We start from the raw sequence: 21,451 nt of genomic DNA, 5'->3' as shown, positions 1-21,451 counted from the left end.
ATAGGATTTAATGGGAGTCTTAGCAATGTTATTTTTTGAAAAAAGAAGCTTTACTACTGTACCGAAACCGAACGGTAATTGTTCGGATGCGAACGGCTAATTCTTATAGCTTTTTGTTTAATTGGCTGATGAACAGTTGTTTGTTTTGTTGGTATGGCTTTTATGAAGGAATTGGAGTAGATTTTTTCTTCTTAAAATAATAACATCTTGGATACAGTTTTACAAAAAAAGCGCTGGAGTTTTAAACGGATTGCCCTCCTGGCAGGAGCCCTTCTGATGGTCGGATTAATGGCTTCAGGATACCTGTTGGGTTCAGGTAAAAGCCGGGTGAAAGTGGAGCTTTCTAACCTGGTCATTGCCGACATCAGGAAAGGCGCCTTTCAGGAGTTTATTCCCGTGAATGGAGTGGTGATGCCCATCACTTCCATTTACCTGGATGCTGCCGAAGGAGGGAGACTGGAAGAGAAGTTTGTCGAAGATGGCGCTTTTCTAAAAAAAGGAGATCCCATTTTAAAACTGTCAAATACGGACCTCGAGCTCAGCCTGGCAAACCAGGAGACGGCGGTATTCAACCTGCTGACTCAAATGCAGATCTCCAGAAACGCCGCGCAACAGAATACGATCGGGAAATTAAACCAGATGGCCGATGTAGAGAGCTCCTGGGAGGAAGCAGAAAGGACTTACCTGATGAACAAAAAGCTATTTGATCAGAAGATGATTGCTGCGCAGGAATTTAAACAAAGTCAGATTGCCTACAATTACCAGGTGAAAAAGAAAAAGCTGACCACACAGATTTTGAAACAGGATTCGACATTGACGAAACAGGAGCTGTATCAAAGTGCACAGTCTTTCCAGCGCACACAAAATGCCCTTGCCGTGATGCGTAAGAAAGTAGAAGACCTCACCGTAAGGGCACCGGTATCGGGACAACTGACTTCCCTGGATGCTGAGATCGGTCAGAATAAAAATAAGGGGGAAAGGCTTGGGCAGATCGATGTGATCAGCGGATTTAAAGTTCGCGCGGAGATTGATGAACATTACATTTCCAGAATCTTCCCGGGTTTACAGGCAGAATTTAGTTTCAACAACAAAAAGACCATGCTAAAGGTGAAGAAGATCTTTACCCAGGTACTCCAGGGGAAGTTTCAGGTAGATATGGAATTTGTTGGGGAAACGCCGGATGGCATTAGAAGAGGACAGACCCTGCAGGTTCGCCTGGCATTGAGCGACGCTACAAACGCACTGTTGCTACCCCGGGGTGGCTTCTACCAGAAAACAGGAGGAAACTGGATTTTCAAATTGAGTAAGGATGGCAAAACTGCCCATCGGACCGACCTTAGGATCGGTCGGCAGAATCCGGATTTTTATGAGTTGAAAGCTGGTCTTGTTTCTGGCGACCGGGTGATTATTTCCGGTTATGAAGCCTATGGCGATATGCAGGAATTAGTCCTGAAAGGAGATTAATACAAGGAAATGAACAAACTGAGTTAAAAAAATATAAAATTGCATAAGCAAGGAAACCACACAAAGAAAGCTGAACCGTGATTAAAATAACTGAACTTAAAAAGATCTATCGCTCTGAGGAGCTGGAAACCACTGCTTTAAATGACCTTTCATTTGAAGTGAAAAAAGGAGAGTTTGTTGCCGTAATGGGACCATCCGGCTGCGGGAAATCCACTTTGCTGAATATTCTCGGCCTGCTGGACGACCTGGATGGAGGTAGCTTTCTCTTCAACGGCACGGAAGTCGCGAAATTTAACGACTATAAACGTTCTGACCTGAGGACAGAAAACATTGGCTTCGTATTCCAAAGTTTCAACCTGATTGATGAACTCACGGTGTTTGAAAACGTAGAGCTGCCCTTGATTTATACCAAGCTGAAAGAGAAAGAAAGAAAAAAGAGAGTAGATGAGGTTTTAGAGCGAATGCAATTGATGCACAGAAGAAATCACTTTCCTCAGCAATTGTCCGGCGGACAGCAGCAAAGGGTTGCCGTAGCACGTGCAGTAGTCAATGAACCCAAGTTGATCCTTGCGGATGAGCCAACGGGAAACCTGGACTCGGTGAATGGCAATGAAGTGATGCAACTGATGACTGACCTGAATGCGCAGGGGACAACCATCATCATGGTGACGCATTCAGAACACGATGCGAAATACAGTCACCGGATCATTAGAATGCTGGACGGACAAGTGGTTACAGAAAACATATTGGCATAAGATGATAAAGCATTATATAAAAATAGCCTTCCGTAACCTTCGGAAAAACATCTTTTATACCTTAATCAGTCTGATCGGTCTGGTGATCTCTATGGGGGCTTTTGTGATCCTGATGAACTATGTAGATTTTGAAAGCCATTATGATGACTTCCATAAAGATAGTGATAAAATATACCGTGCAGAATCCTATTTTACGCTGAATGGGACCGTAGCGGATTCCTGGGCAACAAGTTCTTTCGGCTATGCAGGTGCCATGAAAGCTGAATTTTCTGAGGTAAAGGCGATCACAAGGATCAACTTTAAAGATAATGAACGGATCGTTCGCTATCAGGATAAGATTTACAGGGAACGAATGGTCGTGATTGCAGACAGTAATTTCCTCTCTTTCTTTTCTTTCCCCTTGTTAAAAGGTGATCCTCATAAAGTATTGCTGGAACCGAATACCATTGCCATCTCCGCATCAGCTGCAAAAAAATATTTTGGCGATGCAGACCCTATTGGAAAGGTACTGGACATTACGACGCGAAAAGTAGTATACCACTGTGCCGTTAGTGGTGTTTTTGAAGATTTTCCGCCTCAGTCTCACCTGAAGCTGGACATGATCATTTCTTATGCGAGTACCAGTCAGTTTGAAAGGGATTTCTGGTATATGCATTCTGCTTATACCTATGTAAAAACAGACAGTGAAGCGGATGCCCGGATGATTGAAAAGAAATTCCCGGCCCTCGCAGAAAAGTTCAAGACAGAAGATGCGATGAGGGATAAGCGCTGGGAAATCCATATGGTACCGCTGGCTGATATCCACCTGAACCCTTTAAAGCCAATGGAATTTGAGCTGAAAGGAAGCAAACAGAATGTCCGTTTCATCTTTGTATTTGCCTTGATTATTCTGATTGTAGGATGGGTGAATTTCATCAATATCATGACTTCCAAATCTATAGAACGAGCCGGGGAAATCGGGCTGAGGAAACTGGTGGGCAGCAAAACGAAGCACATGATGATCCAGTTCTTTATAGCGTCTTTTATCATCAATTTCCTGGCGGTTTCGATTTTTCTGATCCTGATGGTCATTGCACTTCCCTTTTTAACGCATTTGTATTATTCCCCAATGTTTAGTCAGTTCTGGCAGCGCCCAATGGTGTGGGGTCTGCTGGTCCTGATTTTCCTGCTGAGTACCCTGATTACCGGTGCAGTTCCGATTCTTGTGCTGAGGAACATCAAGATTGCAGTGGTCTTAAAAAACAGGATGTCTTTCCGGGTGGGAATGGGCAAAGGCCTGCGCCATGGGCTGATCATTTTCCAGTTTACCGCGGCAATTGTACTGGTGGTCTCTACGGTGACCATTAAAAGACAAATGGATTATATGCAGGGGAAAGACCTGGGAGCGGATGTGGCGCAAACCTTGGTTTTTAAAACACCGGCAAAGACGGATAATTATGAAGAGAAGCTGGAAATGATTACCGAGAAGATGAAAACCATTGGAGGCGTAAAGTCGGTCAGCAGATCGAGTGCTGTTCCGGGAGAAATGGTGGATTTCTTTATTGCCAATCAACGGGACAATGACCCGGAAAAGGTTTCGGTGCTGACCGAAATGTTCCGGGTAGATTATGATTTTATCGATGCTTATCAATTGAAAATTGTCAAAGGGCGGAATTTCTCGAAAACTTTTGGGGCGGATAAAGACAATTCCCTGATCCTGACGCAAAGTGCGATGAAGATTTTTGGATTTAAAAACGAAGAAGAGGCTGTGGGTGGTTTTATAAACCTGGAAGGGCAGGGGAACAAGAAGTATCAGGTGATTGGTGTGCTCAAAGATTACCACCACCTCTCCCTGAAGGAAAACTTCCGTCCGGTAGTGTTCCTGATGTTTAGTCCATGGAATTTGCTGGATTTCCAGTATGTATCGGTAAAGGTTCAGGGAGCCAATGCAAAAGCGATTGCCGGAATGCTGGAACAGGAGTATAAGAGCGTTTTTCCGGATTCCTCTTTTGATTCCTTTTTCCTGGATGAATTTTTCAACCGGCAGTATAAGGAAGATGTGACCTATGGGTTGATCATCATGATTTTTACCTGGCTGACGATCTTTATAGTTTGTCTGGGGATCTTAGGCATAGCGAGTCTGATGTTGCTGCGGAGAACAAAAGAAATTGCCATCCGCAAGATTTCGGGTGCAAAGCCATGGCAGATTCTGAAGCTGATCAATATGGAATTTATCCGATGGGTAGGCTTGGCAATTGTGATTGGAACGCCTTTATCCTGGTGGATCATGCACAACTGGCTGGAGAATTTTCCTTACCGTACCGAAGTTGAATGGTGGATATTTGTGCTTGCAGGATTGCTAACGGTGCTCGTTACCGGAATTACCGTGAGCATTCAAACGGTAAAGAGTGCTTTGGAAAACCCGGTGAAAAGCTTAAGGAATGAATAACAGGAATTTAACGGTTGAATTTGTACCTTGTAGGATATAATTCTCACCTATAAAAAAAACAGTTATGAATCAAAAAGAAGTAAACGATGAATACATTAATGCCGTAAATAAAATTGAAACGATTTTAAAATTTGATAAAAGTTTTTATCCCAATGCTACTGATTTTATCAGTCATTTGCTGGCACTGGCCAAAGAAAATCATTTCCAGGTCCTGACTAAAGATGGTTCCAGTCTGGAAGATGCGATCAAAGGATAAAAAGAAATTTGAAAATTTATGGTAAGGATTTCAGTTTACCTCCGACAAGGAGGTAAACAAATCTTTACAAATGAAAAATTATTCAAAATTTGGCTACGGCCTTAGTGTCATCGGAGTTGCCCTTGTCCTGATTTGGATCGGGATCTTTAAATTCACCCATACAGAAGCAGATGCAATTAAAGGGCTTGTAGAGCATAGTTTCCTGATGAGCTGGATGCTGAACATCTCCTCCCTTCAGGGGGTGTCTAATTTTATCGGCGTCTTTGAAATCGGGACCGGACTCTTGTTGATCGGTTCCTTCTGGAATAAAACCCTGGGGAAAATCGGAGGCAGCTTGTCTATCCTCATCTTTCTGACCACAATTTCCTTCCTGTTTACCACACCCGGAGTTTGGCGTTCGGTGGAAGGGGTGCCGATTACGGATTTCTTCATCCTGAAAGACCTGACCCTATTGGGGGTTTCGTTACAGGTGCTGGATCAAAGTCTCTCTAATACCTAAACTATTCACCTGCATAAAAAAATATTTATATAAATAAGTTATAAGTAAATGAATATTCATTTATATTTGAACATTCAATTATAAGGCGATGCGTATCAGAGATGTAAATAAAGTAGAGTTGGTGAAGGAAAAGGCGATCGAGTTGCTCGTTAAGGTCGGTTTCGAGGGATTCACCATGGGTAAATTAGCCAAAGAATGTGGCATTTCAGTAGCGACACTTTACATTTATTACAAAGATAAGGACGACCTGATCCTCCAGGTAGGGATGGAAGAAACGGAACGAATGAGCGCCATGATGCTGGAAGATTTCGACCCCGAAGCCCCTTTTGCCGTTGGCTTGCGGCAACAATGGAAAAACAGGGCAAAATGTATGTTGGGAAATCCGCTGTCCGTGCAGATGATGGAACAACTGCGAACCTCCACCTATCAGGAAAAGATTTTTGAGCGCCTGATTGAAACCTTTAAATCCACTTTGGGCAAATTCATGCACAATGCCGTACAAAGAGGAGAGATAGAAGCAATGCCATTGGAAACCTACTGGTCTGTAGCCTTCGCCCCTTTGTATAACCTGATCCGGTTCCACAATGAAGGACGAAGCATGGGCGGCAGACCATTCGTATTAACCGATGACGTGCTTTGGGGAACCTTTGATCTCGTATTAAAAGCTTTAAAAAAATAACCTAAAATCTAAAACCTATGGAACTGAATATGAACGATATCCTGCTCTTCAAGACAGACATCCGTACCGAAGGAGATAAGCGATTGATCGCTAAAGTGATGCAGGAATATAAAATTGCCAATTGGACCGTAGACCAGGATGATATCGACTGTGTCCTGAGGATCGTCTCCTCCCAATGGAAGCTACATGATGTCATCGACCTGGTAGTCCATAACGGATACCAGTGCGAAGAATTAACTTAATTAAAATTATCCTAATGGAAAAAACACTCCCTAACCCCAATATTAATATAGCTGCCCCTTTTTCGGGCTATCAAAAGCTGGTGATCGCCCTGTTGGCTTTCCTCCAGTTTACCATCGTGCTCGACTTTATGGTCCTGGCACCCCTGGGCGATTTTCTAATGAAATCATTGTCCATCACCCCGAAAGGTTTCGGCCTGGTGGTTTCTGCTTATGCGTTTAGCGCCGGTGCATCGGGAATCCTTGCCGCGGGTTTTGCAGATAAATTTGACCGTAAACAGCTTCTGTTATTCTTTTATACCGGATTCATTATTGGTACTTTATGCTGTGCCATGTCTACTACTTATGAAATGTTGCTTGGTGCAAGAATTGTAACGGGTTTATTCGGTGGCGTAATCGGAGCGATCTCCATGACCATCGTAACCGATCTTTTTGCCGTTCATCAACGTGGTCGTGTGATGGGCTTTGTACAAATGGCCTTTGCAGCCAGTCAGATTCTGGGAATTCCGGTAGGACTTTACCTGGCCAATATCTGGGGATGGCATGCCGCCTTCTTCATGATTGTAGGGCTGGCCATTCTGATCGGCCTGACGATTCTGATTAAGGTGAAACCAATTGACCAGCACCTTGCTGTTCAATCGGATAAAAATGCCTTTTTACACCTATGGCATGCCGTTTCTAACCGATCTTATCAAACCGGTTTTTTGGCTACAGCTTTTCTAAGTGTCGGCGGATTTATGCTGATGCCATTTGGAAGTGCTTACCTGATCAATAACATTAAAATTACCCAGACTGAATTGCCAATGGTATTCATGCTGACCGGAGTGGCCTCTATCATTATGATGCCCCTGATTGGTAAGCTGAGTGATAAAGTAGATAAGTTTATGATCTTTTCTGCAGGATCGGTCCTTGCCGTGGTATTGATCCTGATCTACACCAATCTGAGTCCTGTTCCGCTCTGGGAAGTGGTGGTCTTGAACATGATCCTTTTTATGGGCATCATGAGCCGGATGATTCCGGCAACCACGCTAACGATGAGTATTCCGGACATGAAAGACCGGGGTGCCTTTATGAGTGTGAATGCTTCTTTACAGCAGGTAGCAGGTGGAATAGCTGCCTTATGTGCCGGATTGATCGTTACTCAGGAAACAAAAAGCAGTCCCCTGCAACATTATGACACCCTTGGTCTGGTCGTTTCTGTCATGGTTTTAATCTGTGGAATTTTCGTATACAAAGTGAGTGTAATGGTTAAAAAGAAAGAGCAGCAAAGCTAATTGGAAAGCGTTCAATATGGAACAACGAATGTTCGATATTGAACGCTTTTTTCATAGGACACCCACCTGTTGATGGATTTAGGGATCGTTTAAGGATTTGGCATTGAAATGGTTTTAAAAGGGCTGCTGACCAGTTTACCCATAAATACTTCACCCGATGTTTAAACTCAACTTAAAGATTGCCTTCCGTAATATCTGGAAAAACAGGAGCGCTTCATTTATCAATATTGCCGGATTGGCGTTTGGCCTGGCCGGTTTTATTCTGATTCTATTGTACCTGAATTATGAAACAGGCTATGATAAATGGTCTCCAAAACTGAAGAACGTTTATAAAGTAGGTGTACATTTTCGCGTAGGTGCTGCAGATGAATGGTGGGAAACGATGCCCGCAAGTTTTATTTCTCTGATCAGGGAGAAATCTCCGGATGTGGAGAGCGCGAGCATTACCGGCTGGGGAAATGAAGTCGTTGAACATGATCGTCAGTTTTATTATGAACTCAATGCCAGACAGGCAGACAGTACCTTTTTCAGCACTTTTCCATTTACTTTCCTTCAGGGAGATATCAATACGGTACTCAATCAGCCAAAGAGTGTGGTCGTCAACAAGAAAACCGCATTGCTGTTATTTGGAACGGAGCAGGTATTGGGGAAAACCATAAAGCTGGGTTTAAAGAAAGAAGTTCATACCATTACCGGGGTTTGGGACAATGAAAAGAACCGGACCCATTTCTGGGCAGATGTCATTACCCCCATGTCTATGCCGAAAGACGAGCATTGGGGCAATTTCAGCTACAATTCTTACATCCGGTTAAAAGATGGGGTAGATCCGGATATAGCGCTTCCTAAACTTACCCGATTATTTATGGATGCAAAGGCACGCTGGACGGCCAGGAATGCAAATAAGGTCATAAATACAAAAGGATTACTAACTATAGCTGAAGCACAGGCAATTCTGAATGAAGGAAGGGACAGTAAAACAGAGCTGATCTATGAGCCGGTCGGCAGCGTTTATACGAGTTCTGTTTTCTATGGCAAAAGCAAAACCACCATGATGTATGTTTTGTCGGCACTGGCTATATTTTTGCTCGTTATCGCCTGTATCAATTTCACCAATCTGGCCATTGCCCATGCCGGGAAACGTGCCCGTGAAATTGGGGTAAAGAAAGTATTGGGTGTAGAAAAAAGAATGCTGGTGGTTCAGTTTCTGTTCGAGACTTTTTTACAGACCACCTGTGCTTTTTTATTAGGATTAACACTGGTGGAGTTGCTGCTGCCTTATTTCAATAGCTTATTAGGTACCCAGCTCAGTTTCTTTGCTGCCGGGAATGCATTCATCTTGTTTCTGCAAGTAAGTGTGGTTTTTATTCTGGTGACCCTTTGTGCCGGTTTGTATCCGGCAGTTTATTTTTCCGGATTTTTGCCGGTTAAGGTGTTGAAGGGAAATTTTGACCGTAGTGCCAGAGGGGTGCTCATCAGAAAGGTGCTCGTAGTGACCCAGTTTGTGATTACCTGTACTTTTATCATCTGTTTTGCTGTTATGTTTAGTCAGCTTAAGTTTATGCGAAGCAAAGATGTTGGTTTACAAAGGGCTCAGGTCTTGTCTGTTAATGTACAAACGGATCGGATCAAAGAGATGCCTGCAGATAAATTTGAACAAATCCGCCAAAGGCTGAAACGTATTGAAGGGGTAAAGCAGGTTACGCTTTCCAGTCGTTCTCCCTGGGGCAATGGTGGCAGTTCGGGGGATTTAAATTACCTTGGGCAAAACCTGATGGTACAGGATTATTATGTTGGTTTTGATTATTTTGAAACGCTGGGTGCTGTTTTAAAGAGTGGCAGAGCCTTTTCCAATGCAAATTTTCGGGCAGATACGACTAATGTCGGCTCAGTGGTAAATGAAGCGATGGTAAAAGCGCTGGGCCTCAAAAAACCTATTGGAACCGTTTACGAACGTGGAGGGGTAAACTACCGGATTCTTGGTGTCGTGAAAGATTTTAATGATCAGGGCTTTGAGACTGAAGTAAAACCGTCACATTTTATTGTGAGTGCACGCTGGTATCAATATGGAAACCTGCTGTTAAGTATTCATGCTGAAAATCCTCAGGAAACTTTAAAAAAGATCAGCGAAGAGTGGGCAAAGATCGAACCTGGCTTACCAATAAGATCTCAGTGGCTCGACGATTCTTTTGCTAAAAATATGAAGGATTACCAGCGTCAGGGTGTCTTGATGCAGGTGTTTAGCATCGCCACACTTTGTATTGCCTTACTTGGGCTCTTTGCTTTGGCCACTTATAATGCCAAGGTCAGAACCCGGGAAATTGCAGTCCGAAGGGTTTTGGGCGCTTCTACTTCCGGAATTCTAAAGCTCCTGAATAAAGAGTTTGTAGGATTGGTTGCGCTGGCAAATATGATTGCCTTCGTGATTGCCTATATTTTGATGAACAAATGGCTGAATGGTTTTGCCTACCGCATAGAGGTGCCTGTTCTGTTGTTTGTGCTGACCGGATTCTTATCGCTGTCGCTCACCATCCTTACGGTAAGCTGGCAGGCCTATAAAGCAACGATGACCAATCCTGTCGATGCCCTGAAATATGAATAATTAGAATAACTGGATCGTAGTTGCATTTTGAGCAGCTGTGGGTGTACTCATTTTCTTTTTCAGCAGTTCATTCAGTTTTTTCATCAGCAAATGCGGATCTTCCCAATTGCTGGCTTCTGCAGCAATTTCTGTCGCAGTACGCATTTTATACAGTTTGTTGTCCGCTGATAAACGATGCTGCTGGAACAAGCGGACCAGTTGCTGATCGGATTTACTCTTGGGTTTGCTGCGGATCAGTTTATTCAGGGGATTGATGACCTGCAGACTGATCTCTTTTGCAAAGTAATTGAAGGCGGCTTCAATTCTCGCATGAATGGCTTTATGGTCTCTTAAGCCGCTGTCTTTCTGCAATTGACGAAGTTGAGACTGGAAGCGTAAAGAAAGGTCCTGGAGCGCTTCTTCAGACCTGTTGAGGTTCCCGATCATTGACCTGAGTTCAGCGTCGTTAGACTTCATGATTTCATGGTCTGAGGTCACCGTATTCAAAGACTCGATGACTTCCTGAAAAGAGAACACATTACTGAATAAATAAATGATATACTTTTCTTGTGAGGAAGACAGCAATTCGCTCAGTGCGTCTTCATTGCCTGTATTCATGTAGTTCAGTACTTCAATGTTAGAACGCAGGCTTTCTTTATTGATTTTGGAACGGAGGATGAGTCCGTTTAGGGTACGTACCCTGCTTAAAGCGACATAAACCTGTCCCGAAACAAAAGAGTTTCCGGCATCGATGATGGCGCTGTCAAAGGTTAAACCCTGACTTTTATGGATCGTTACTGCCCAGGCCAGCTTAATCGGGAACTGGTAAAATTCACCTACCTGCTGTTGAACGATGGCCTGATTTTCATTGGCCTTGTATTCAAATGATTGCCAGGAAGCCCTTTCCAAGAGCAGGTCTTCTTCGTCAGGAAAAGAAATGTAGATCTCTTCGCCCGCGATAGATTTCACTTTTCCAATCTTCCCATTATAGAACTTTCTGTTTTCTCCCGTATCGTTTTTAATGAACATCACCTGAGCACCTATTTTTAGTCGCAGGGACTGTTCTACGGGAAGGGTTTGAATATTGAGTGTTCCGTCTACCTGTCCTTCAAAAATATAATCCTGTCCTTCCAGCTCATCCAGTTTCTCATTGTTCACCGCATTGGCTTCCGCATTATGAGAAGTAATGATAATGTGGTTGGATCCTTCTACCTGTTTAAAATCAGGATCAAAGCGCTGGTTCAGGATGGCCAGTCTCGCATCACCGATCTGGTTGTTCCTGATGTCGTTCAGAATGTCTACAAATTCAGGTTCTGTTTGCCGGAAGACCTTTTTAAGTTCGACCTGCAGCAAAGGGTGTTGTTTCACTACAGTGGCTTCGAAGAAATAAGGGGAGGGGTATACTTTACTCAATAGGTCCCAGTCTTCTCTTTTGGTTACCGGAGGCAGCTGGAATAAATCGCCAATCAGCAGGAGTTGCACGCCGCCAAAAGGCGCATCATTTTTTCTAACCATCCTCAGGATGGCATCTACTGCATCAATCACGTCACAGCGGACCATGGATACCTCATCGATGATCATCAGTTCCAGTTCTGTCAGCAGGCTTTTTCTTTCTCTGGAATAATTGAGTTCGGTGAGCAGGGTTTTGATCGAGACCACTCCGGCCTTTAAGTTCGCAAGGTTGACATCCCCCGGGAAAAAGGAACCTGGAGGAAGCTGGAACAGTGAGTTGATCGTTACGCCTTTGGCATTCATCGCTGCTACTCCTGTCGGGGCAACGATAACGGTCTTCTTTGCAGTCGTTTCTTTGATTTTTCTGAGTAAAGTCGTCTTTCCTGTTCCGGCTTTTCCGGTCAGAAAGATGCTTTGATTGGTATATTCAATAAAAGATATGACTTTATCAAAAATTTCAGTAGAAGGGTCCACAGTGCTCATATCTGCAAATTTAGCCTAAATTTTCTAATCAGTAAGGAAGTTATCGCAATGATTTCCCACATTCTGACACAATTGTTTGACTGGCAGGGAATTCATAATGATGGTCGCCGGGAAGGAGCGTAATTTTAAAATTTTTAAGCTTCAGTTCATTTAGTGGTTTAGGGTTTTCATCCATTCCGTAATAACAAAAGATGGGAATATTGATCTTTTCCACTTCGGGGATCACCTTGTATGCCTTATCGTCTCCGGCGAGATTGAGGAGGTCTGCGGTATGGACTTTAAAGGCGCTGCTGGCAAAGGGGGAGAGCAGTTGCAGGGACATGACCCTTCTTTTCGCAGGGAAAGGAAGGCGGTTATATATAAAGGGGACGACATCAGCGCCGAAGGAATAACCGCAGAGGTAGATTTCTGATGCTTTATATTTTCTTCTATACGTTCTTAGCAAGAGCAGGATGTCTTTACTGAGTTGCTGGGGTGTTCTTTGTATCCAGAAGTAGTTTCTGGAATTGAACCCCACTGTATGAAAACCCTTTTCTGAAAATTGCCGGGCCAGCTCATCTTCGAAGTCCAGCCAGCCTCCGTCGCCGGAAAGAATAAAGATCAGTTTTTTTGACGCAGGCTCGGCAGAAGGGTATAGGATGATGGGGAGATCGTAGTCATATCGCTCGAGTCCGGAATGGTTTATTTTTCTATTCCGGAGAAATATCCCGCAACCGGAAAATAAAAACGCTATAACCAAAACGATACCAATTTTCCAGTGCCCCATTCCCTTTTTATCGATTATTTTTTTGCTGCTGCTGATCTCAGATTAAAAATGTAAATTACGAAAAAAACGCCCGAACTCCCGCTGACGAATTCCACATTTTTTGAGTTATCCACAGCAAGTAAAAGTTATCCAGTCCGTATGATTTTAGGAATGAGCGAGTTACGAAAAAGGTGAGATTTTCCATCCGAATGTTGGTAAATTTTATGATCTTCGCACTCCCAAAACGACGGGCCCATCCGCAGTTTTAATTATTATAAACCGTAAAAATTAAAGAAGAACTATGCAAAACACTTGTACTCAAGTATGGAATAACTGTCTCCAAATCATAAAGGATAATATCCCGGCCCAGAGTTACAAGACCTGGTTCGAACCGATATCTGCCCTTAAACTGGATGGAAGCGTTTTAACTGTACAGGTACCTAGTTTATTCTTTTATGAATGGCTTGAGGAGCACTATGTAGCGTTATTGCGCAAAACCGTTAAGCAGCAGCTTGGCACAGAAGGAAGACTGGAGTATAATATTGTGGTGGATAAGTCTACCAATGGGGCTTTACCGTACACCACTAATATGCCATCAAACGGAAGCATGTCTTCCACGAACAGGAAGCAGTCAATGCCTGTTCCGGTAAATGTAAACAGAGATATTAAGAACCCATTTGTGATTCCGGGATTGAAGAAGATGAATGTAGACCCACAACTGAATTCGAACTATACCTTTGATACTTTTGTTGAGGGTGACTGTAACCGCCTTGCCCGTTCGGCAGGACATGCGGTAGCCGCAAAACCAGGAGCCACCTCCTTTAACCCGCTAATGATCTATGGAGCTTCAGGTCTTGGCAAAACTCACCTTGCACAGGCGATCGGAAATGAGATCCGACAGAACCTACCTGATAAGCTGGTGATCTACCTTTCCTGCGAGAAGTTCTGTCAGCAGTTTGTGGAATCATTGAAAAACAATACGATCAATGATTTCGTGAATTTCTACCAGGCTATGGACGTCATCATCATGGATGATATTCACAACTTCGCCGGTAAAGAAAAAACACAGGATATTTTCTTCCACATCTTTAACCATTTACACCAATCAGGCAAGCAGATTATCATTACTTCAGATAAGTCGCCGAAAGACCTTACCGGTCTGGAAGAGCGTTTGCTGAGCCGTTTCAAATGGGGACTTTCTGCGGATCTTCAGATCCCTGAACTGGAAACAAGAATTGCGATCCTTAGAAAGAAAATGTATGCTGACGGAATCGACCTTCCTGATGAGGTGGTGGAATACGTAGCAAACAACATTGACAACAACGTTCGTGAGCTGGAAGGTGCAATGGTTTCCCTATTGGCACAATCCACAATGAACAAAAAAGAAATTGATTTGCAACTGGCTAAATCAATGCTGAAGAACTTCATTAAAAACACAAGTAAAGAAGTTTCTATGGATTATATCCAGAAACTGGTTTGTGATTACTTCGAGGTTCCGGTACACTTATTAAAAGCGCCTACCCGTAAAAGGGAAATCGTTCAGGCCCGCCAGATCTCGATGTATTTGTCGAAAGGGATGACCAAATCTTCCTTGAAAACGATCGGTGCATTCTTTGGGGGTAGAGATCACTCTACAGTGATTTATGCTTGTCAGACGGTAGAAGATCTGATCCAGACAGATAAGACGTTCAGAGCTTATGTAAATGACATTGAGAAGAAACTGAAAATGAGTTAGTCAACTTATCAAAATAACTATAAAAAAGAGGGAATTTCCGATCTGGAAATTCCCTCTTTTTGTTGATGCAGAATATCGGTTTTATGATATTCGAGCTTTTATCGGGATAATTTCTATATTTAACAGATGTCTACATTTGCCGAAAGGATCATCTCATTTAATGAAAGTCTGGAGTTTACCGGAACTTTGCCTGAGGGAATCAGAATCATGAACCCCTTTAAAGAAAGCCCTGTTGCCTTACAATCTTCTTCCACATTTTACCGTAAGTATTACGATGATGAGTTACCCAGGCATCTTATTCTGGGGATTAATCCCGGACGTTTTGGTTCAGGGCTCACCGGGATTTCCTTTACCGATCCTAAGCGGCTGGTGGCCAATTGTCAGATTGATTTTCCAGGACCGATGACCCATGAGCCTTCTTCCGAGTACATTTATGACATGATCAAAGCTTTTGGTGGGGTAGAGGAGTTCTATCAGCAATTCTATATTCATTCCATCTGCCCTTTAGGCTTTACCATTATGGGAGAGAATGGTAAGGAGACCAATTACAACTATTACGACAACAAGGCTTTGCAACAGGCAGTCTATCCTTTTATCGTGAAGAACATTCAGACGCAAATTGCGATGGGCTTTGAAACGGATGTTTGCTTTTGTTTTGGAACGGGAAAAAATGAAGCCTTTTTCAGAAAGCTAAATGAGGAGCATCAGTTTTTTAAGAAAATTGTTGCCCTGGAGCATCCACGATACATCATGCAGTATAAATCTAAGCTGAAACAGGAGTATATTGAAAAATATCTTCAGGCTTTCAGGGAGCTTTAACGAAGTTTAAGACTTTTATTGCTGTAACTCGAGATTTCAGCCAGCATTCTGATGTCTGTAATCATGATCTTCCGGCCTTCGGTATACAGGATGCCCAGTGTTTTAAACTCCTTTAAAATCCGGACCAGGTTCTCTTTGGCGATCCCTGCCATATTGGAAAGGTCACTTCTGGAGATGTTAATCGTGTCTTCACTGCCTTCCTCATTCTTGTATTTTTCCCTCAGTACGATCAGGGTGATGGCCACCCTTTCCCGGGCTGTTCTTTGCGTAAACACAGCGATGTTATTCGTTAAAACGGCATATTCATGGCTCATGTTCTTTAATAAGCGCTGAGACAGGATCACGGAATTGTGCAGTACTTCCAGAAAATCTTCTTTTGGGATAAAGGCGATGATGCAGTCTTCTATGGCTGTAGCAGAATCCGGATAACGGTCTTCAGCGAGGATGGCGTGATATCCAATCAGCTCGGTACTACCCGCTACATAAATGATCTGTTCCCTGCCATCACGGTCTACTTTATACTTTTTTACAATCCCTTTTTGAATGTAAAATATCCCCGAAGGAACGGCGCCTTCTTTAAAGATCACATCGCCCTTATTATAACTTTCTACCGTCATATTGACACAAAGACGGTCATGGTCTTCTGAGGGGATACTTTTCAGGATAGATTGTGATTTAAAGTTCCATTGATCAATTGGAAAAATTCCGGATAGGCTCATATTCTCGTTCTCGGTCCAAAGTTACTTCTATTTTTTTTGCATTCTTCAACTATTAAAGGTCATGTTGCGGTAATAACTTTCTAAAATAATTGATATTTATCAGTTTTTCGATTGACACTAATGCGTGTTTTTTATTTCCGGCGATCTTAAATTTGCAGTCGTAAACTTTAAATGAGTTATGGCAAAATTTCAGATTATAAAAGACTTTGACAACAAGTACCATTTTAACCTAAAGTTGAAATCGGGCGAGATCGTATTGCGGAGTTCGGATCGTACGACTGCAAAAATCGCTTGCGAAAAGCAAATTGACCTGGTTAAGGCAAATTCAAAATTCGCACACCGTTTCAGCCGTCAGTCAGACGAACAGGGTTCTTATTTTATTTTGAAGGATGCGGATAACCAGGTGCTGGGGCGTAGCGGTTATTATACGTATTGGTTGGATATGGAACGTAGCATTGCTGCAATTAGAAGCTATACCCACGATGCAGAGCTGGAAGACTTAAGCAGTCTGACAGTAAAAGAGTCCGATCTGGATCTTGTAGCAGAATAACACCTCAAAACACGATTAAAAAATCATCACTATATTCAAAGCAATACCTGGGCTAATCGCCGAAGTATTGCTTTGTTTTTTTTAAGCCTGTCCTTCTTTTTGTAACTTCTTTGATAGCGATCCTGCTCAAAAACCTGTCTATATGCCCGGTTTGATAACCTGCCCTTTTAGTTGATTAACTGTTGCTATCCCGGATTGTTCGGAACAACCTGTACGGCCTGTGCTTCTGATAAAATATTTATACTTCAGATTTAAGGAATTAATATTTTAAAGGTTTTTTGCGCTTAACTGGTTTTAGAGCAGTAGTTTATGTTTGCCGTCTGAGGCCGGAAAGGGGAAAAGTATGTTTCTTGTTACGCAGGTTTAATCGCTATAAAAATTATTGTTTTTATGGTATTATTGATTATATGAAAGTACTTCAATTCACCGTTCCCGTTGCAAATGAATACTCAATCGTAGTACAGGAGGATATATTGCCTTATTTTTACAACTACCTGCATCGCCATAAAGAAGTACAGATTACATTAATTATAAAAGGGGAAGGAACATTGATTGCAGGAAATTATACACAACCCTGTAAGCCCGGCGACATCTATTTTATAGGCAGTGACCAGCCCCATCTTTTCCGTTCCAATGCCAGTCATTTTGGAGAAAGCTACCGCAATAACATTCATGCCATTCATATCTTTTTTGACCATAAACATAACCTGGCCAGTTTGCTGGAACTTCCGGAGCTGGAACCTGTTAAAAGATTTATAGAGGGGACGGTATTTGGTTTACAGGTGCCTTCGTCGCATGTTTTGCAGGTTTCAGGAATGGTGAAGGAGGTCAGAGACTCAGAAGGACTGGACCGTTTGCTGAACCTGATTAAATTGCTGCAGTCCTGTGCCAGCCATATCAAAGAATGGAAATCCCTGTCTACCGGGTTTTCTAACCACTCTTTTACAGATTCAGAGGGATTGCGGATGAATGATGTATACCAATATACGATTGACCATTATTCCGAAGACATCTCCCTCAATAAGATTGCTTCCATAGCCTGCATTACACCCCATGCATTTTGCAAGTATTTTAAACGACATACCAGAAAAACCTATTTGTCTTTCTTACATGAGATCCGGGTAAATGAAGCTTGTAAAAAGATCATTAGCGGCGATTTTGACTGCATTTCTTCCGTGGCCTATACCACCGGGTTTAACAGCATCATCACTTTTAACCGGGTCTTTAAGAAGATCACTTCTATGGCCCCAAAAGATTACATCAAAAAATATAAGTTTAAAAGTGAGGAAGTGCCGATTAACAAAGCGATAGGTTCTCTGTTCGTCTCTTTTTATATGCTCATCAATAATGATTTGCTCTCTTTGATGTATCTGCTGTAGTCTACATTTGACCATTTCTCAGCTGTCCTCCGGCCTAAGCATGCCCATCTGTTAAATTTCCTTTTTTTATAGAAAAACAGGTATTCCGTATTTGTTTCATTTTTTATCTGATAATAGACAATTTTTGATAAGTAGTAGACAATAATAGCCTATGATTTGTTGGCTTGCAGCACTAAATTTGGTTAACCAGGAAGGCGAACCTCCTTCTAAAGAACCTATTAACTAACCCTAAGCAAGCCGAATTATGAAAAAAGTATTACTTCTTTTTTCTGTGATTTTATTGTGCTATTCCGTAGCCGATGCACAGAACAAAACGATTACCGGAACTGTAACTGCCAAGGAAGACAGGCAGCCTATTCCCGGTGCCTCCATCAAGGTAGAAGGTACAACTATTGGCACAGTAACCAGTGGCAATGGTAAATTTAGTCTCCAGGCACCCGCAAATTCAACGCTTCTCATTAGTTTTATCGGTTACACGGCCCAAAAGGTAAAGGTCGGTACAGAAAATGATTACCAGATCGTTCTGGTAGAAGATTCCAAAAATCTGGAAGAGGTGGTAGTCACCTCATTTGGAATTCAACGGGACAAGAAAACCCTGGGTTATGGCGTCAGTAAGGTCAGTTCGGAAAGTCTGACTAAAGCCCCGACGCCAGATATTACCAATGCACTGGCAGGTAAAGTGGCAGGGGTGCAGATTTCGGGATCCGGTGGAGGATTTACGAGTTCCAACGTCACCATCCGGGGCTTTTCCAGTATCACCAGAAGCAACCAACCTTTATATGTGATTGATGGTGTTCCAATCGATAATGGTGGTGGCGCGAATTCGGTGAACGCTGGTGTGGCGAGTTCCAGCAGGGCTTCAGATGTGAATCCGGAAGATATCGAAAGTATAAGCGTATTGAAAGGAGCAGCAGCAACGGTGCTGTATGGTTCCAGAGCGGCTTCAGGTGTAATCCTCATCACCACTAAAAAAGGAAAACAGGGCAGCAGGAGTGAGGTTTCTTTTACCTCTAATACTTCCTGGGGTACGATCAACAGGTTTCCTGACTATCAGAACGAATATGCACAGGGATCGAAAGGGATTTATGGAAAGGATGCCACACCAGCGCTGATTTATAAATGGGACCCTAAATCCACTTCCTGGGGACCAAGGATTGCCGGGCAGCAGGTGACCGATATCCTCGGAAATACCGTGGCCTTACAGGCCTATCCGGACAATGTCAGAGATATCCTCCAGACACAGCTCGCGCTCGACAATACCATTAACTTTTCCGGAGCCAGCGACAAGTATAATTACCGGGTTTCTTATGGCAACAATACTCAGGATGCACTTGTTCCGGGAAATAAACTTTATAAAAATACCTTCAGTGGAAATCTCGGTGCAACCATCTCCGATAAACTGAAGATGAACACTTCTTTTTCTTATATCAATAATAAATCGAACCGGACGCAGGCTGGAAATCAGGGAGCGAATCCATTGTGGCGTGCCATTTATGCGCCCCGCAGTTATGACATTTCCGGTTTACCGGTAACCGATGCTACGGGTGGACAGATCTGGTATTCCAGTTCGGAAGAAAATCCCTACTGGTCGATAGACCACATCACGACCAGCCAGGAGCTGAACCGCTTTTTCGGAAACCTGAACCTTAAATATGATTTTACCAGCTGGTTACAGGCAGATTTAAAGGTAGGCGTCGATGTATTCAACAATAATTTCACGGGATTTGACGACAAAGGAGTGAGGAGTAATGGAAATACAGCTTCTGCAGGAGCCGGTGGGATCATTGAACGTCAGGACATGACAAGAAACCTCAGCAGCTATTTTACCTTAACGGCAAACAAGACCTTTGGTGATTTTAACCTTTCGGGAACCCTGGGAAATGAGATCCTTTCCAATTATGACAAAACAATCATCGCTACGGGAAAGAGCATTACCATTCCCGGATTTGCCAATCTTAAAAACTTCACCACTTTTAGTGCGGAAGACCGTTTTTTCAAGACCAGGTTAATGGGCTTCTTCGGCGATCTTTCTGTGGGTTATAAATCCTACCTGAACCTGAATGTGAAGGCCCGTAATGACTTCTCGTCTACCTTAAGCAAAAAGAACAGGTCCATTTTTTATCCGGCCGTAGCGGTCAGTTTTGTGCCTACAGAGGCCTTTCCGGAATTAAAAGGAAAAGTCCTGACTTCTGCCAAGATCCGGGCGAATGTTGGGGAGGTGGGAAAAGGCGCAAATGCATATGATGCCTCAACGGTATATGGTACTGCCGGAGCAGCGGATGGATTTAGCTCTACCGCGGTAAATTTCCCTTTTAACAACATGGCGGGATATACCTATGCAAACGCTTCCGGAAATGAAGATATCCTTCCTGAATTTACCAGGGAAATAGAGTTGGGAACAGAGCTGAGCTTTTTCGACAACCGGTTGTCATTGGATTTCTCGGTTTATAAAAGAGATTCCAGAAACCTGATCTTCAATGTGCCTATACCCCCAAGTTCTGGCTTTACCAGTCAGGTTAAAAATGCTGGAAAGCTGTCTACAAAAGGGTTGGAATTCCTGCTAAGTGGGACACCGGTAAAGACCGCAAGTTTTAGCTGGGAGGCCATGCTGAATTTTACCACTTTCAAATCTGTGGTTAAGGAGCTCGCCCCGGGTGTTGCCCTGATCTCTCTGGGAGGTTTTACTTCGCCAAATGTTCAGGCGGTGGCCGGACAACCTTATGGTTTGATCTATTCGAATATGTACCAGCGGGATGCACAGGGCCGCATGATCATTAAAGCCAATGGCTTGCCACAGGCAACAAATGAAGTTGGCGCAGTAGGAAATCCCAACCCTAAATTTACTGCGGGATTAACCAACACCTTCACTTATAAGGATTTTAGCTTCTCCTTCCTGCTCGACTTCAAATACAAAGGGGATGTGCTTTCCAGAACGGTAGGCGATTTAAGAATCAATGGTGTAGCTAAGGAAACTGCCGAATTTGATCGCTTTAATGCGGATGGAACGGTTTCTACACCTTATCTGTTTGAAGGGGTACATGCAGATGGAAGCCCGAATACCACCCGAGTTTCTGCGCAGGATTACTGGGGTTTACAGGGAAAATATGTGGCATGGGAAGGTTATGTGCTCGATGCAACTTTCCTCAAATTGAGAGAAGCGACTTTCAGTTATTCTCTTCCTAAGGCATTACTGGCCAGAACCAAATTCATCAGCCGTTTACAACTGTCTGTTTACGGACGGAACCTGCTCACTTATGCGCCTAATTTCCCACACCTTGATCCGGAACAAAACGTATTGGGAGTTGGAAATGCGAGAGGCCTGGAGTTTGGGATCCAGCCGGTAGCCAGAATTTTTGGGGCCACCTTAAGGGCTACATTTTAATTAACTGATTTTAAG

Annotated in this window: 17 protein-coding genes; 14 read left to right on the top strand and 3 right to left on the bottom strand. The window is 43.1% G+C overall.

The features are described 5' to 3' along the window. Window positions 1-207: 207 nt before the first annotated feature. From AAFF35_RS19585 to AAFF35_RS19545, 9 genes are all read left to right on the top strand, one after another. Window positions 208-1,464 (top strand): HlyD family efflux transporter periplasmic adaptor subunit, encoded by a 1,257-nt coding sequence (locus AAFF35_RS19585; RefSeq protein WP_342328224.1) that lies wholly within the window; start codon window positions 208-210, stop codon window positions 1,462-1,464. A 77-nt stretch (window positions 1,465-1,541) separates the two neighbouring features. Beyond that, on the top strand, window positions 1,542-2,219 hold the full coding sequence (locus tag AAFF35_RS19580; RefSeq protein ID WP_073236371.1) for an ABC transporter ATP-binding protein: 678 nt from the start codon (window positions 1,542-1,544) through the stop codon (window positions 2,217-2,219). A gap of 1 nt (window position 2,220) precedes the next feature. After that, window positions 2,221-4,647 carry an ABC transporter permease gene (locus AAFF35_RS19575; protein WP_342328223.1) on the top strand — a complete coding sequence of 809 codons (2,427 nt, stop codon included), beginning with the start codon at window positions 2,221-2,223 and terminating at the stop codon, window positions 4,645-4,647. 64 nt (window positions 4,648-4,711) lie between these two features. After that, complete coding sequence (locus AAFF35_RS19570) at window positions 4,712-4,903, top strand: hypothetical protein (protein WP_342328222.1); 192 nt, start codon at window positions 4,712-4,714, stop codon at window positions 4,901-4,903. A gap of 70 nt (window positions 4,904-4,973) precedes the next feature. After that, window positions 4,974-5,402: a DUF417 family protein gene (locus tag AAFF35_RS19565; protein ID WP_342328221.1), complete on the top strand. Its 429-nt coding sequence runs from the start codon at window positions 4,974-4,976 to the stop codon at window positions 5,400-5,402. Window positions 5,403-5,490: 88 nt separating this feature from the next. Next, window positions 5,491-6,081, top strand: a complete 591-nt coding sequence (locus AAFF35_RS19560) for a TetR/AcrR family transcriptional regulator (protein WP_342328220.1) — start codon at window positions 5,491-5,493, stop codon at window positions 6,079-6,081. 17 nt (window positions 6,082-6,098) lie between these two features. After that, the gene (locus AAFF35_RS19555) at window positions 6,099-6,323 is read left to right on the top strand and encodes a hypothetical protein (protein WP_342328219.1); all 225 of its coding nucleotides are present in this window, start codon (window positions 6,099-6,101) and stop codon (window positions 6,321-6,323) included. 14 nt (window positions 6,324-6,337) lie between these two features. Next, the gene (locus AAFF35_RS19550) at window positions 6,338-7,594 is read left to right on the top strand and encodes an MFS transporter (protein WP_342328218.1); all 1,257 of its coding nucleotides are present in this window, start codon (window positions 6,338-6,340) and stop codon (window positions 7,592-7,594) included. Window positions 7,595-7,751: 157 nt separating this feature from the next. Then, window positions 7,752-10,193, top strand: coding sequence for an ABC transporter permease (locus AAFF35_RS19545; protein ID WP_342328217.1), 2,442 nt, complete (start codon window positions 7,752-7,754; stop codon window positions 10,191-10,193). Here AAFF35_RS19545 and AAFF35_RS19540 read toward each other — a convergent pair whose 3' ends face one another. After that, a complete protein-coding gene (locus AAFF35_RS19540) occupies window positions 10,194-12,107 on the bottom strand; it encodes an AAA family ATPase (RefSeq protein ID WP_342328216.1) in 1,914 nt (637 codons plus the stop codon). Between the two features lie 40 nt (window positions 12,108-12,147). Further along, window positions 12,148-12,873 carry an AcvB/VirJ family lysyl-phosphatidylglycerol hydrolase gene (locus tag AAFF35_RS19535; RefSeq protein ID WP_342328215.1) on the bottom strand — a complete coding sequence of 242 codons (726 nt, stop codon included), beginning with the start codon at window positions 12,871-12,873 and terminating at the stop codon, window positions 12,148-12,150. Window positions 12,874-13,153: 280 nt separating this feature from the next. Here AAFF35_RS19535 and dnaA point away from each other — a divergent pair, with 280 nt between their 5' ends. Together dnaA and AAFF35_RS19525 are read left to right on the top strand one after the other, a co-directional pair. After that, window positions 13,154-14,587 carry a chromosomal replication initiator protein DnaA gene (dnaA, locus tag AAFF35_RS19530; protein WP_074603975.1) on the top strand — a complete coding sequence of 478 codons (1,434 nt, stop codon included), beginning with the start codon at window positions 13,154-13,156 and terminating at the stop codon, window positions 14,585-14,587. 126 nt (window positions 14,588-14,713) lie between these two features. Next, window positions 14,714-15,406 carry a uracil-DNA glycosylase family protein gene (locus AAFF35_RS19525; RefSeq protein ID WP_342328214.1) on the top strand — a complete coding sequence of 231 codons (693 nt, stop codon included), beginning with the start codon at window positions 14,714-14,716 and terminating at the stop codon, window positions 15,404-15,406. On the opposite strand, the gene AAFF35_RS19520 is transcribed toward AAFF35_RS19525, so the two are convergent. Further along, on the bottom strand, window positions 15,403-16,125 hold the full coding sequence (locus tag AAFF35_RS19520) for a Crp/Fnr family transcriptional regulator (protein WP_342328213.1): 723 nt from the start codon (window positions 16,123-16,125) through the stop codon (window positions 15,403-15,405). The two genes, AAFF35_RS19525 and AAFF35_RS19520, sit on opposite strands and share 4 nt — an antisense overlap. A gap of 178 nt (window positions 16,126-16,303) precedes the next feature. On the opposite strand from AAFF35_RS19520, the gene AAFF35_RS19515 reads away from it, so the two are divergent. From AAFF35_RS19515 to AAFF35_RS19505, 3 genes are all read left to right on the top strand, one after another. After that, window positions 16,304-16,675 carry a DUF1508 domain-containing protein gene (locus tag AAFF35_RS19515; RefSeq protein ID WP_342328212.1) on the top strand — a complete coding sequence of 124 codons (372 nt, stop codon included), beginning with the start codon at window positions 16,304-16,306 and terminating at the stop codon, window positions 16,673-16,675. A gap of 407 nt (window positions 16,676-17,082) precedes the next feature. Beyond that, window positions 17,083-18,054, top strand: a complete 972-nt coding sequence (locus AAFF35_RS19510; RefSeq protein ID WP_342328211.1) for an AraC family transcriptional regulator — start codon at window positions 17,083-17,085, stop codon at window positions 18,052-18,054. A 244-nt stretch (window positions 18,055-18,298) separates the two neighbouring features. After that, complete coding sequence (locus tag AAFF35_RS19505; RefSeq protein ID WP_342328210.1) at window positions 18,299-21,436, top strand: SusC/RagA family TonB-linked outer membrane protein; 3,138 nt, start codon at window positions 18,299-18,301, stop codon at window positions 21,434-21,436. Window positions 21,437-21,451 lie beyond the last annotated feature (15 nt).

The organism is Pedobacter sp. FW305-3-2-15-E-R2A2, from assembly GCF_038446955.1.
Lineage (GTDB): Bacteria > Bacteroidota > Bacteroidia > Sphingobacteriales > Sphingobacteriaceae > Pedobacter.
Note: the sequence above shows the minus strand (reverse complement) of the source record. Positions and strands in the feature narration are given on the sequence as shown.

Excerpts from the sequence above, each read along its gene's own strand:
- AAFF35_RS19535 (WP_342328215.1), bottom strand. The coding sequence starts at position 12,873 with ATGGGGCACTGGAAAATTGGTATCGTTTTGGTTATAGCGTTTTTATTT.
- AAFF35_RS19575 (WP_342328223.1), top strand. The coding sequence starts at position 2,221 with ATGATAAAGCATTATATAAAAATAGCCTTCCGTAACCTTCGGAAAAAC.
- AAFF35_RS19555 (WP_342328219.1), top strand. The coding sequence starts at position 6,099 with ATGGAACTGAATATGAACGATATCCTGCTCTTCAAGACAGACATCCGT.
- AAFF35_RS19505 (WP_342328210.1), top strand. The coding sequence starts at position 18,299 with ATGAAAAAAGTATTACTTCTTTTTTCTGTGATTTTATTGTGCTATTCC.
- AAFF35_RS19515 (WP_342328212.1), top strand. The coding sequence starts at position 16,304 with ATGGCAAAATTTCAGATTATAAAAGACTTTGACAACAAGTACCATTTT.
- AAFF35_RS19565 (WP_342328221.1), top strand. The coding sequence starts at position 4,974 with ATGAAAAATTATTCAAAATTTGGCTACGGCCTTAGTGTCATCGGAGTT.
- AAFF35_RS19525 (WP_342328214.1), top strand. The coding sequence starts at position 14,714 with ATGTCTACATTTGCCGAAAGGATCATCTCATTTAATGAAAGTCTGGAG.
- AAFF35_RS19540 (WP_342328216.1), bottom strand. The coding sequence starts at position 12,107 with ATGAGCACTGTGGACCCTTCTACTGAAATTTTTGATAAAGTCATATCT.
- AAFF35_RS19510 (WP_342328211.1), top strand. The coding sequence starts at position 17,083 with ATGAAAGTACTTCAATTCACCGTTCCCGTTGCAAATGAATACTCAATC.
- AAFF35_RS19545 (WP_342328217.1), top strand. The coding sequence starts at position 7,752 with ATGTTTAAACTCAACTTAAAGATTGCCTTCCGTAATATCTGGAAAAAC.
- AAFF35_RS19570 (WP_342328222.1), top strand. The coding sequence starts at position 4,712 with ATGAATCAAAAAGAAGTAAACGATGAATACATTAATGCCGTAAATAAA.
- AAFF35_RS19550 (WP_342328218.1), top strand. The coding sequence starts at position 6,338 with ATGGAAAAAACACTCCCTAACCCCAATATTAATATAGCTGCCCCTTTT.
- AAFF35_RS19560 (WP_342328220.1), top strand. The coding sequence starts at position 5,491 with ATGCGTATCAGAGATGTAAATAAAGTAGAGTTGGTGAAGGAAAAGGCG.
- dnaA (WP_074603975.1), top strand. The coding sequence starts at position 13,154 with ATGCAAAACACTTGTACTCAAGTATGGAATAACTGTCTCCAAATCATA.
- AAFF35_RS19520 (WP_342328213.1), bottom strand. The coding sequence starts at position 16,125 with ATGAGCCTATCCGGAATTTTTCCAATTGATCAATGGAACTTTAAATCA.